Origin of the sequence: Pseudomonas sp. 5P_3.1_Bac2, assembly GCF_025465995.1 — a bacterium.
Lineage (GTDB): Bacteria > Pseudomonadota > Gammaproteobacteria > Pseudomonadales > Pseudomonadaceae > Aquipseudomonas.
On sequence record NZ_JANLNY010000006.1, the window covers coordinates 1,167,972 to 1,180,943 of the forward strand.

Sequence of the window (12,972 nt, forward strand, 5' to 3'; positions counted from 1 at the left end):
GGCCGTTTTTTCTGCGCGGTGAAAACCTCTCGATTGCCCTGGCCTAAAAAACACAAGGCCGGGATTGTACGTCCCGGCCTTGATTTGAGCAGTTGCCAGCGCGTCAGGCTTAGGCCACGGCGCGTTTGCCCTCGCGCTGCTGCTCCAACTCACGCACCAGCGGCAGCACGTGCTGGCCGAAGTATTCGACTTCTTCCTGGAAGTGCAGATAGCCGGTGAGAATCAAATCCACCCCTACGTCCTTCAGCGCGACGATGCGCTCGGCGATTTGCTGCGGGGTGCCGATCAGGTTGGTTTTAAAGCCGTCGTTGTACTGCACCAAGTCCTCAAAGGTGGACTTAGCCCAGTTGCCCTCGCCCTCTGGGCTCGCGGCGCCGGCGTTTTTCACTTCGCTGCCAAAGGCGTTGACCGCCTCGGGGTTGGCCTTGGCGATGATTTCATCCAGCACCGCACGGGCTTCGGCTTCAGTCTCGCGGGCGATGACGAAGGCGTTGACGCCGATCTTCACGCTATGCCCGTTGGCCGCAGCTTTGGCGCGGATGTCTTCAACCTGGGCCTTGATGCCCTCCACGGTGTTGCCGTTGGTGAAGTACCAGTCCGACACCCGCGCCGCCATATCCCGCGCCGCGCGCGAGCTGCCGCCCTGGAAGATTTCCGGGTGCGGCTGCTGCAACGGCTTGGGCTTCAAGCTGTAATCGCGAAAGCGATAGAAGTCGCCGTTAAAGGTGAAGTTATCAGTGGTCCAGATGCCTTTTAAGGCCTGAATAAACTCCTCGCTGCGGCGGTAGCGTTCATCGTGCTCCAGCCATGGCTCGCCGATGGCATGGAACTCGCCTTTAAACCAACCGGACACCACGTTGATGGCGATGCGGCCACCGGTGAAGTGGTCGATAGTGGCCAGCTGTTTCGCCGCCAACGCCGGGTTCCAAGGGCCCGGCAGAATCGCCGCGATAACCTTGAGCTTTTCCGTCGCGGCCAGCAGCGCGTGGCTGATGGTCACTGACTCGTGCTGGAACTCGGCGCCGTAGCCTGCGGTAAAACGAATCTGCGACAGCGCGTAGTCAAAGCCGGCTGTTTCAGCGATTTGCGCCAGCTTACGGTTGTAGTCGATATCCCAGCTGGTGCGCTGTTCGATATTGCTCACCACCAAGCCGCCGCTGACATTGGGCACCCAGTAGGCAAATTTGATCGGTTGCTGACTCATGCTAAACACTCCTTATTTAGGCGGCGCGCAGGCGGCCTTGAAAAAACGCCACGGCCGGGTCCAGCGCCCGCTCGATACGCTCAAGCAAGGCCGTGTCCGTCGGCGCATAGTCGGTAAAGGCTTCCACGCTGGCGTAGAGGCCGTAGGGCAAGGTATGGGCTTGGAAAAAACCAAACAGCGGGCGCAGTTGATGGTCGATCATCAGCGCGTGGCGCTCACTGCCGCCGGTGGCCGCAAGCAGCACCGGTACGCCTTTAAGCGCTTGGTAATCGACCAGATCAAACAGGTGCTTAAACAGGCCGGTGTAGCTCGCCCGGTAAACAGGGCTGCCGACGATCAGCAAGTCCGCCTGTTCGATCGCTTGCAGCGCCGGCAACAGCGCCGGGCTGGCCGTATCACGCTCCAAAGAGCCGGCCAGGCTGCCGGCCAGTTCAGCGATACGCAGCCACTGCACATCGATGGCTAAACGAGCAGCCAGGCGTTGGCTAATGGCGCTTAACAGGCCTTCCGTGCGGGACGGTTGGCGCAAGCTGCCGGATACCACCACCACATTAATCTTCTGACTCATTGGCTGACCTCAGCACGATACTTACAGCTGTTTCAGCAGCATCCATGCCAAGTCATTTAATCTTTATTTATCAATAGGTTAATCAAAACGCATGTGAGGTCCGCTGCTTGCGCGACAACAAGCTGCTGATCAAGTGTTGGACAAGCAACAGTTGCCCAAACAACAGCACAAAGCCTTATGGCTATTGGCTGTTGAAATGCCAACAGCTATTCAGCAAGTTGCCTACACGAGGACAATCAGGCCTTCGCGATAAAAACCTATCTATATGTTTTTATTGATATTTATAAGAGGCACAAAGATTGCTCTAGGGCTAGGACACGGCTAATAAGGAGATCGCCATGAGTGCCCAGCAGCATCTACTCGCAGCAAGACAAGAAACGGAATATCAAGCACTAGCCAGCCGCTTTCGGCCCATCTTCGAGCGCATCGCCGCCGGGGCGCTGGAGCGTGAACGCAGCCGCAGCCTGCCCCATGAGCCCATCCAGTGGCTGAAACAAGCCGGCTTTGGCGCGGTACGGGTGCCGGTGGAGTACGGCGGCCTAGGCGCCAGCTTGCCGCAGCTGGTGCAGTTATTGATCGAGCTGGCCGAGGCCGACTCGAATATCCCGCAAGCCCTACGCGGCCACTTTGCCTTCGTTGAAGACCGACTCAATGCCCACGCTTCAGACACCCAGGAAGTGTGGTTTGAGCGTTTTGCGCACGGTGACTTAGTCGGCTGCGCCTGGACAGAAGTGGGTGCAGTGCAGATCGGCGATGTGATCACCCGGGTCAGCCGCCAAGGGGATAAATGGCTGGTCAACGGCAGCAAGTACTACAGCACCGGCAGTATTTTCTCCGACTGGATCGACCTTTACGCCCGCCGTGATGACACTGGCGGCGATGTGATCGCAGCGGTGCGCACCCAGCAGCCGGGCATCACCCTGAGTGACGACTGGGATGGCTTCGGCCAACGCACCACGGGCAGCGGCACCACGGTGTTGGTCAATGCTGAAGTGGCGGAGGAAAACCTCATCGACTTCGCCACCCGTTTTAAATACCAAACCGCGTTTTACCAATTGGTGTTGCTGGCGGTGATCACCGGCTCAGGCCACGCGGCGCTGCGTGACTTCAGCGAACAGGTACGCAGCCGCACGCGAATTTTTAGCACCGGCAACGCCGGCCACGTCCGCCACGATGCGCAAATCCAGCAGGTCGTCGGCAAGGCCTCTGGCCAGGTTTATGCCGCTGAGGCCGCCACCCTGCGCGCCGCCGAAGCGGCCCAAGGCGCGTACCTGCAACGCTATCGGCGCAATGGCAGCGCCGCGCAGGATGAAGCTGAACGGCAGGCCAACATCGCCGCCGAATTGCAGTCGGCGCAGGCCCAAGTCGCCGTAATTGAATTGGTGTTAAGCGCCACCAGCAACCTGTTCAACGCCTTAGGCGCCTCCGGCACCAGCATTAACCAACAACTCGACCGCCATTGGCGCAATGCCCGCACAGCCGCCTCTCACAACCCGGTTATCTACAAAGAAAAGATTATCGGCGACTGGCAAATCAACCAAACCGAGCCGCCTTATGTGTGGCAAATCGGAGCGGGTAAACCGGCGGCTTAACGACCACCGTCTGCGTCCTATACCAGCCAGCGCTTGCGCTGGCTTTTTTCTGCCTGGCTGTTACTGCGCAGTCAGTGTTGGTCGCTCAACAGGCTGCCAGCTTGCTGTTGCAAAACCAACAGCCCCGCCCTATTCGATAGAAAATAATCCTTTAAAAACAGATAGATAAGAATGGCACAGAAACTGCTCTAGTGATCAGTGCCTGTACCAAGGATGTGCCCCATAGGGCTTTATTAAAAATCAAGGAAGATGCCATGAGCGTGCAATGGATTTACCGCAGCGCCCTGGCCAGCAGTTTGTTGCTGGCCAGCAACCTTGCCTTCTGCGCCGACAGCCCCTGGCTGGTGCGCGCAGGTGTGAGCAAAGTAGTGCCCACCTCCGATCCTGGGCATATCCAGCCCGGGCGGATCGACATCGGCAACGACGTCGGCCCGACCTTCAACGTGGCTTACTTCTTTGCCCCCAACTGGGCAGTGGACGTGCTCGGCGGCCTGCCGCTTAAGCACGACATCAAGCTCAACGGCAGCAAAGTCGGCAACACCAAACAGCTGCCACCGATTGTCACCTTGCAATACCACTTCGCCCCTGATGCCAAGGTTCGGCCCTTTGTCGGGGTGGGCCTGAATTACACCTACTTCTATGACGAGCACCTTTCCGACGGCAACAAGCTGGAGCTGTCGGACTCCTGGGGCATCGCCTACCAAGCAGGACTGGACGTCGCCCTGGATAGCCACTGGAGCATTGGCGGCGATGTGCGTTACGCCAAGATCGACAGCAGCGTGAAGATCAATGGCAACAAGGTCGGCAGCATCGATGTCGACCCCTTCGTTTACAGCCTCAACCTTGCCTACCGTTTTTAAGGAGTTAGCCATGAGCCAAGCAGAACAGATCATTCGCCCACAACCCTCACAACCAGCGCAACGCCTGAGCAGTGAGGCGCAAGCCATCAGCGTGGCCCGCGAGCTGGCCGCGCAATTTGCCAAGGACGCCATCGCCCGCGACCGCGAGCGGCGCCTGCCGCTGGAGGAACTGGACGCCTATTCGCAAAGCGGCCTCTGGAGCATCCTCGTGCCCAAAGCCTATGGCGGGCTGGGCGCCAGTTACCGCACAGTGGGCGAAGTGTTTCGCCTGATCAGCGCAGCCGACGGCTCCCTCGGTCAGTTGCCGCAAAACCACTTCGTCATCCTCGCTCACCTGGCCTTTGATGCCAGCGAGGAGCAGAAGCGCTTTTTCTTCGACTTGGTGCTGAGCGGCGTGCGCTTTGGTAATGCCTTCTCCGAGCGCGGCGGAAAAAACGTCGCCGACTTTCAGACGCGCATCGAGCCGGCTGGCGATGGCTTTGTGGTCAACGGGCAGAAGTTTTTCTCCACCGGCGCCCTGCTCGCCCACTGGATTCCTATCGTTGGTCTGGATGCTGAAGGACGGCCCAACCTGGCCATAGTGCCGCGGCAAACCCCAGGGGTTAAGGTCAGTAACGACTGGTCCAGCTTCGGCCAACGCACCACCGCCAGCGGCACCGTGAACTTGGATAACGTACAGGTGCCGGCCAGTCAGGTAATCCCCATTTGGCAAGCCTTTGAACGGCCCACCGCCGGCGGCCCGATCTCGCAGTTTATCCAAGCCGCGATTGATGCTGGCTTAGCCCGTGGCGCCCTGGATGACACCCTGGCCTATGTCCGCCAACACACCCGCGCCTGGGTCGACTCGGGGCAGGAAAAGGCCACTGACGATCCATTTATCCTGCAACAGGTTGGCGATATTCAGCTGCGTTTGCATGCCGCCGAAGCCCTGCTGGAGCGGGCCGCCGACGCCATTGATCAGGCTCTGCTTGAACCCAGCGACGCCAGCGTGGCCTTGGCCTCGATCCGCACCGCTGAGGCGAAAATCCTCACCACCGAGGTGGCGCTGCAAGCCAGTAATAAGCTGTTTGAACTGGCCGGCACCCGCTCCACGTTGGAAGAGCTGGGGCTGGACCGGCACTGGCGTAACGCCCGGGTGCACACCCTGCACGACCCGGTGCGCTGGAAGTACCACATTCTCGGCAACTACTACCTAAACGGCATCGACCCAGCCCGCCATCCCTGGCTGTAAGCCAATCAATCACGGGGCCTTAGGGCCCCGTTCTCGTTACTGCGTCTAACTCACCCCATGCGCTTTAAGCCATTGCGGCAAATCGCGGTACTGCGCCGCCGGATGGCTGGCCGGTAAGCGCGGCCCGGCGCCAAACAACTTCTCGCGCAGGGTGCCAGGGGTGTATTCGGTTTTGTACACGCCACGCTTTTGCAGCTCCGGCACCAACAGTTCGACCACATCATGGAAGGTGTCGTGGGCCAAGGCATAGGTGAAGTTAAAACCGTCGACGTCAGTCTCCTCGACCCAAGCCTGCAGCTCATCTGCCACGGTTTGCGCGCTGCCGACTAGTAACGGACCAAAGCCACCAATGCCCACCCAATCGGCCAGTTCCTGCACCGTCCATTGCTTGTTCGGGTCCGCCGTGGAGAACGCCTCCACCGCCGATTGAATGGCGTTGGTGTGCAGATGCTTAAGCACCTGCTCGGGCTGATATTGGCCAAAGTCGATGCCGGTCCAGCCGCTGATCAGCGCCAGCGCGCCGTCGTAACTGGCATAGGATTTCAGCTCACGCCATTTGGCCTGCGCCTTCACATCGGTCTCATCGACTATCACCGTCTGCATATTGAAGATCAGCACCTTGCGCGGATCACGCCCGGCCAAAGCGGCGCGGCGGCGGATCTCGGCCACGGTTTTTTTCAGCACAACCTTCGACGGCGCGGCGACAAATACGCACTCGGCGTGACCGGCCGCAAAGTCCTTGCCGCGACTCGATGCCCCGGCCTGATACAGCACCGGCGTGCGCTGCGGCGAGGGCTCGCACAGATGGATACCCGGCACCTGAAAATGTTGGCCCTGATGACGAATCTCATGGACCTTGCTCGGTTCGGTAAACAGCCCCGTGGCGCGATTGCGCACCACCGCGTCATCCTGCCAACTGCCCTCGAATAGCTTGTACAGCACCTCCAGATATTCATCGGCGTAGTCGTAGCGCGCATCGTGATCGCTCAGGGCTTTCTGACCCAAGTTGCGCGCACCGCTGTCCAGATAGGAGGTGACGATATTCCAGCCAATCCGTCCCTTGGTCAGGTGATCCAGGGTCGACAGGCGCCGGGCGAAGGGATACGGATGCTCGAAGGTCAGTGAGGCCGTCAAGCCGAACCCCAGATGCTCAGTGACCAAGGCCATGGGCGTGATCAGCGCCAGCGGATCATTCACCGGCACTTGGGTGGCATGACGCAGCGCCGCATCGGCATTGCCGTTAAACACGTCGTACAGGCCGATTACATCGGCGATAAACACACCGTCGAACTTGCCGCGCTCCAGCAACTTGGCCAGATCGGTCCAGTACTCCAGATCCTTGTATTGCCACGAGCGATCACGGGGGTGACGCCACAGGCCTGGGGACTGGTGGCCGACGCAGTTCATTTCAAAGGCATTAAAACGGATTTCACGGGACATGGCAGCTTCCTGAACAGCGACTGAGGCTTAGGGTAAGAGCCTGCAAACACAATCCATGCCATTAATTTTTTTCTTGTTAATCAAATACCTATAAAAATAAAAAGGGTTGCTCCTGCGTCGCCTTGGACACAGTGTTGGCCTGCTGTTGGTGAATCAACAGCAAGGCGACCCCGGCCTGAGGTCACCTTGCAGCGCTTTAGGCTTCGCGGCGATAGACCCAGCGATACAGCGCCGGCAGCACCAGCAACGTCAGGGTGGTGGACGACAGAATGCCGCCAATCACCACCGTCGCCAGTGGCCGCTGTACCTCGGCGCCGGTGCCGGTGGCCAGGGCCATGGGCACAAAGCCCAAGGACGCCACCATGGCCGTCATCAGCACCGGGCGCAGGCGTTGCAACGCCCCTTGGTTAACCGCCTCGTGCAGCGCCATGCCGCCTTCGCGCAGGTTGCGGATAAACGAGATCATCACCAAGCCGTTGAGCACCGCCACCCCAGACAAGGCGATAAAGCCCACCCCAGCCGAGATCGACAAGGGAATATCGCGTAGCCACAAGGCCAGCACGCCGCCGGTTAAGGCGAAGGGAATCCCGGTGAACACCAGCAGGCCATCGCGCAGGTTGTTAAACATCATAAACAGCAGCACAAAAACCATCAGCAAAGCTGCGGGCACCACGATTTGCAGGCGCTTGGCCGCCGATTGCAGCTGCTCAAACTGACCGCCCCACACGGTCCAGTAACCGGGCTCCAGCTTGATCTCACGGCTCAGCTTGGCTTCGGCCTCTTCAACAAAAGAGCCGATATCACGACCGCGCACGTTGGCGCTGACCACCACCAAGCGCTTGCCGTTTTCCCGACTCACTTGGTTAGGCCCCGGCGCCACGTCCAGGCTGGCCACATCGCTTAGGTTGATAAAGCCGATCTGGTTGGTCGTGGCGTTAGCCGGCACCGGAATCAACAGTCGGGCCAGGCCATCGACATCGCTGCGCACCTCATCGGCCAGGCGCACCACCATGTCAAAACGCCGATCCCCCTCAAACAAGGTACCGGCACTGCGCCCGCCAACGGCCACGGCGATGGTGTCCTGAATATCGGCGACGTTAAGGCCATAACGGGCAGCCACATCACGCTTGATATTGATCGCCAGTACCGGCAACCCGGTGGTTTGCTCGACCTTCACTTCCGAGGCGCCGGCAATGCCCTTAAGCATCTGGGCGATTTGCCCGGCGCTGCGGTTCAGCACAGCCATGTCGTCACCAAACACCTTGACCGCCACGTCGCTACGCACCCCGGAAATCAGCTCGTTAAAGCGCAGCTGAATCGGCTGGGATATTTCATAGCTGCTGCCCGGCACAAGCTCGGCGGCCTTCTGAATATCCGCCACTAACTGCTCGCGGGTTTTCTGCGGATCGGGCCACTGTGCACGCGGTTTCAGCATCACATAGCTGTCGGAGATGTTCGGGGGCATCGGGTCGGAGGCAATCTCGGCGGTGCCGGTGCGGCCAAACATACGCAGCACCTCCGGCACCTGGGCCAGAATGGTGTGCTCAAGACGCTGTTGCAGCTCGACCGACTGGCTCAGGCTGGTGCCCGGCACGCGCAGAGCCTGCAAGGCAAAGTCGCCTTCACTTAAGCTCGGCACAAACTCGCTGCCCATGCGTGACGCCAACACCCCGCAGAGCAGCACCATGGTCGCCGCGCCAACAAACACCCACTTGCTGCGCTGCATGATCCACGTAAGCGTCGGCGCATAGACACGGCCGGCCCAGCGCATCAAGAAGTTCTCTTCTTCCTTGACCTTGCCGGATACAAACAGGGCGATGGCCGCCGGCACGAAGGTCACCGACAACAGCATGGCGCCCAGCAAGGCGATCACCACGGTAAAGGCCATAGGGTGGAACATTTTGCCCTCCACGCCGGTGAGGGCGAAGATGGGCAGGTACACCACCATGATGATCAACTGCCCGAAAATCAGTGCGCGGCGGGCTTCCTTAGAGGCGGCAAACACCTCATGCAAGCGCTCGCTGCGGGTCAGTTCGCGGCCATGCCTGGCTTGGGCGTGGGCCAGGCGGCGAATGGCGTTTTCGACGATCACCACGGCGCCGTCGACGATAATGCCGAAGTCCAGTGCGCCCAAGCTCATCAGGTTGGCACTGACCTTATTGCTGAACATGCCGGTAAAGGTAAACAGCATGGCCAAGGGAATCACCGCGGCGGTAATCAGCGCGGCGCGGATATTGCCCAAGAATAAAAACAGAATAACGATCACCAGGATCGCGCCTTCAATCAGATTCCTTTTCACCGTGGCGATGGCTTTGTCGACCAGGTTCGTGCGGTCATACACGGTCACTGCCTTGACCCCCTCTGGCAGCGAGCGGTTGATCTGCTCCAGGCGCGCGGCCACTGCTTGCGACACCGTGCGGCTGTTTTCGCCGATCAGCATAAACACCGTACCGAGCACCACTTCACGGCCATTTTCAGTGGCGGCGCCGGAGCGAATCTCGCGGCCAAATTGCACCTTGGCCACCTGACTGATGCGGATCGGCGCGCCATCGACATTGCTCACCACGATGTCGGCGATGTCCTGCAATGAGCTGACCTGCCCCGGCGCACGAATCAACAACTGCTCGCCGTTGCGCTCGATGTAGCCGGCGCCGACGTTGGCGTTGTTGCGCTGCAAGGCGTTGAGCAAATCGCTCAGGGTCAGCTTGTAGGCCGCCAGCAGCTTAGGCTCAGGCGCGACCTGAAACTCCTTGGCAAAACCGCCAATGCTATTGATCTCCGCCACCCCCGGCACGGTGCGCAATTGCGGTTTGATCACCCAGTCCTGAATCACCCGCAAGTCGGTGGGCGTATAGGCGCTGCCATCTTCCTTACGCGCGCCCTCCTCGGCCTCCACGGTCCACAGGAAGATTTCCCCCAGACCGGTGGAAATCGGCCCCATGGCGCTCTCCACTCCCTCGGGCAACTGCTCCTTGGCGCTTTGCAGGCGCTCGCTCACCAGTTGGCGGGCGAAGAACAGATCGGTGCCGTCTTTAAAAATCACCGTCACCTGGGACAGTCCCGAACGCGACAGCGAGCGGGTTTGCTGCAAATCAGGCAAGCCGGCCATGGCGGTTTCAATGGGAAAGGTCACCCGCTGCTCGGTTTCCAGCGGGGTGAAGCCCTTGGCGGCGGTGTTGATCTGCACCTGCACGTTGGTGATATCGGGCACCGCATCAATGGGCAGTTGCTGGTAGCTGGCCACGCCGACACCGGCCATCGCCAGTACCGCCAACAGCACTAGGAAACGCTGCTCAATGGCGAATTGGATAATGCGCTCAAACATGGGAGTTACTCGCTAGATTCGGTCAATGGGCGTGTTCAGCGCTGCCTTTGCCCAACTCGGACTTGAGGATAAAGCTGCCGCTGCTGGCCACCTGCTCGCCGGCTTTAAGCCCGCTGCTGACTTCCACCAGGCCCTCGCTGCTCTGCCCGATGGTCACGGGACGCAGCACAAAGCCTGTGGCACTGCGGACAAACACGCTGGGTTTGTCCTCGATGGTCTGGATCGCGCTGCCCGGCACGCTGACCACGGCTTGGCGGCTGTCGGTGAGCAAGCCGGCGCTGACAAATAAGCCGGGGCGCCACAGCCCCTGGGGGTTGTCGATGCTGACGCGGGCGATGGCACTGCGGGTCTGCTCACCGAGCAGGTTGCTCAGGTAGCTCACCTGGCCTTCGACCTGGGCCTTTAACTCTGGCGCGCTGATGCGTACCCGCTGGCCGATGCGCGCCTTGAGCAAGTCTTGCGGGGCCAAGTTAAAAGTCACCCACACGCGGCGCATGTCGGCCACGGTAAAGGCCGCGCTGGCTTCGCTCACCACTTCGCCAGGGACCAGATGCTTCTCCACCACGATGCCATCCAAGGGCGCGCGCAAGCTGTAGAGGTTGCCGCCCTTGCCGTCTTCAGCGGGGGAAATGGCCTGGCCTTTTTGCCGCGCATTAGCCAAGGCAATCTGCGCTTCCTGCAAGGTTTGCTGGGCGAGCAAGTAATCCTGCTCGGCGGAAATTCCCTCCTGCCACAGCTGCTTCTCTCGCACGAAGGTGGTCCGCGCCAGCTCAACCCGGCGGCCGGCGGCGGCCAGCTCACTGCGCAACTCGGAAACTTGCTGGCTGGCCACGGTGGCCAGCACTTGTCCGGCTTTAACCGGCTGGCCCAACTCCACCTGCACCTGCGCCACAACCCCCGCGCTGGGTGGCAACACATGGGCCGTACGTTCTTCATCAAAGCGCACCTCACCGGGCAACGTGAGATAGCTATTGAGCTGCGCGCTTTGCGCCGTGGCGATGACAATACCGGCGCTGCGGATTTGCTCCTCGCTCAGCTCAATAACGCCCTCCTGCTCTGCCTCCTCAGCGGCTTCGGCTGCCCCTGCCAGAGCTGGCGCACCGTCGCGGTTGGCCAGTTGATGGCCTAACTCGGCCGCCGCCTGCTGGCTGAAATAAAACATCGCGCCGGCGGCAAACCCCACCAGCAGCGTCAGCAAAATGGTCAGGCTGTATTTCTTTTGCATGTAAACCCCGAGACGAATAAGTAAGCGGCCCAACGGGCCATGCACAGCAGTTGCCTAGCCCGCACTCAGATCGCCGTAAATGCGCGCCAAGCGCACCCAGGCATCCAGCGCATCGGCCAGGGCTTGCAGGTAGCGGGTGCGGATGTCGATCAGGCTGCGCTGGGCATCCAGCACCTCGATAAAACCGAACTTGCCCAGCTGGAAGCCACGCGTGGTGTTGTCCAGCGCGGCGCTGGCGTTGTTCAGCATCTGCCGCTCAAAACTGGCAATCGAGGCTTGCGCTACGCGCCACTGACTGCTGGCTTGCAGCACATCGGCGCGCAGGCGTTGCTCGGTGGCGTTACGCAGATCGCGGGCTTGATCAGCGCGATAACTGGCGGCGAGAACATTGCCTTGGTTACGGTCAAACAACGGCAAAGGCATCGACAGACCCAGCAGGTTGACGCGCTGGCGATCAACTTGGCTGTACTGACTGCCGATGCTGACGGTCAGGTTGGGAATGCGCTCGCTGCGTTGCACGGCCAGGGACGCGTCCTGCTGCTGGATTTGCATCTCGGCCAGACGCATCTGCGTGGCGCCGGGTAAACGGCGCAGTAAGTCGTTCTCCAGGGGCAGGCGCGGCAAGCTGGTCACATTGCCCTCCAGCTGCAGCTGCTGTAGGTCATAGGCGCTGCCCATGCTCACCTGCAACTCGCGCTTGGCATCGAGCAACGCGCTACTGGCGCGCTGCTGTTCGATCAGCACTTCATCGAGCTGCAACTGCGCGCGCTTGGCTTGCAAGGTGGAGATTTTCCCGGCTTGCACTTGGCCCTCGACCACCTCGACGGCACGGCGGCTGACGGTTAGGGTTTGCTCGGCCAGTTGCAAGCGCATGGCTGCCTGCAACGCCCCGTGAAAAGCCTGCACCACCTGTGCGCGCAGGTTGTTACGCGCTTGCTCTTGCTGCAAAGCCGCGCTGTCGAGGCCGCGCTCAGCCAGCTCGACCCGCGCGCCCCGCTTGCCGCCCAACTCAATCGGTTGACTGACTTGCACGGCGGTAATGCGTGAGTTGCTGCGGGTGTCTTCCACCGACCAGGACAATTCCGGGTTGGCGATCACCCCGGCTTGCTGCCGCTCACCTTGGGCCATGCCCAGTTCGCGGTCGTTGGCGCGCAGCGCCGGGTTGTGCTCCAGCGCTTGGGCAAGCGCCTGTTGCAAACTCAGGCTCTGGGCCCACGCAGGGCTACTCAGGGCCGCGAGGGCCATGGCCACAGCCAAGCCCAGGGACTGATACAGACCTCTTGCCGATCTAGGGTTACGTCTAACCACGAGTCACTCCTGCGCGAAAATATCTACCGGCCAGTGCTATTGGCCGGTTGTTCTGTGGCTGCCAAATCTAATCAGCGCAGCTATCGCGGAGGTGACCTCAACATTACAAAAGCGTAATGCAGCGGCTAATTAACCCTATATAACGTCCTACAAAAAAACTAATTAAGAAGTTTCTTATCAAGTTCAGCTTTTAGTACCGAATTGCAAATCAGACCAACT

General features: G+C 60.3%; 9 protein-coding genes. 3 read left to right on the forward strand and 6 right to left on the reverse strand.

What is annotated here, in order from left to right:
• Positions 1-109 precede the first annotated feature (109 nt).
• Both sfnG and msuE read right to left on the reverse strand, forming a co-directional pair.
• Positions 110-1,204, reverse strand: coding sequence for a dimethylsulfone monooxygenase SfnG (gene sfnG / locus NTD81_RS09530; RefSeq protein ID WP_262181917.1), 1,095 nt, complete (start codon positions 1,202-1,204; stop codon positions 110-112).
• A gap of 16 nt (positions 1,205-1,220) precedes the next feature.
• Positions 1,221-1,772: an FMN reductase gene (msuE, locus tag NTD81_RS09535; RefSeq protein ID WP_262181918.1), complete on the reverse strand. Its 552-nt coding sequence runs from the start codon at positions 1,770-1,772 to the stop codon at positions 1,221-1,223.
• A 338-nt stretch (positions 1,773-2,110) separates the two neighbouring features.
• Here msuE and NTD81_RS09540 point away from each other — a divergent pair, with 338 nt between their 5' ends.
• The 3 genes from NTD81_RS09540 to NTD81_RS09550 all read left to right on the forward strand — a co-directional run bounded on the left by NTD81_RS09540 (position 2,111) and on the right by NTD81_RS09550 (position 5,455).
• On the forward strand, positions 2,111-3,364 hold the full coding sequence (locus NTD81_RS09540) for an acyl-CoA dehydrogenase family protein (RefSeq protein WP_262181919.1): 1,254 nt from the start codon (positions 2,111-2,113) through the stop codon (positions 3,362-3,364).
• A 254-nt stretch (positions 3,365-3,618) separates the two neighbouring features.
• Positions 3,619-4,224 carry an OmpW/AlkL family protein gene (locus tag NTD81_RS09545; RefSeq protein WP_262181922.1) on the forward strand — a complete coding sequence of 202 codons (606 nt, stop codon included), beginning with the start codon at positions 3,619-3,621 and terminating at the stop codon, positions 4,222-4,224.
• A 10-nt stretch (positions 4,225-4,234) separates the two neighbouring features.
• Entirely contained in the window at positions 4,235-5,455 is a 1,221-nt protein-coding gene (locus NTD81_RS09550) for an SfnB family sulfur acquisition oxidoreductase (protein ID WP_262181923.1), read from the forward strand.
• Positions 5,456-5,500: 45 nt separating this feature from the next.
• On the opposite strand, the gene NTD81_RS09555 is transcribed toward NTD81_RS09550, so the two are convergent.
• The 4 genes from NTD81_RS09555 to NTD81_RS09570 all read right to left on the reverse strand — a co-directional run bounded on the left by NTD81_RS09555 (position 5,501) and on the right by NTD81_RS09570 (position 12,753).
• Positions 5,501-6,895, reverse strand: coding sequence for an LLM class flavin-dependent oxidoreductase (locus NTD81_RS09555; protein WP_262181924.1), 1,395 nt, complete (start codon positions 6,893-6,895; stop codon positions 5,501-5,503).
• A gap of 196 nt (positions 6,896-7,091) precedes the next feature.
• Positions 7,092-10,220, reverse strand: coding sequence for an efflux RND transporter permease subunit (locus tag NTD81_RS09560; protein ID WP_262181925.1), 3,129 nt, complete (start codon positions 10,218-10,220; stop codon positions 7,092-7,094).
• 22 nt (positions 10,221-10,242) lie between these two features.
• Positions 10,243-11,445, reverse strand: coding sequence for an efflux RND transporter periplasmic adaptor subunit (locus NTD81_RS09565; RefSeq protein ID WP_262181927.1), 1,203 nt, complete (start codon positions 11,443-11,445; stop codon positions 10,243-10,245).
• 54 nt (positions 11,446-11,499) lie between these two features.
• On the reverse strand, positions 11,500-12,753 hold the full coding sequence (locus tag NTD81_RS09570; RefSeq protein WP_410017126.1) for a TolC family protein: 1,254 nt from the start codon (positions 12,751-12,753) through the stop codon (positions 11,500-11,502).
• Positions 12,754-12,972 lie beyond the last annotated feature (219 nt).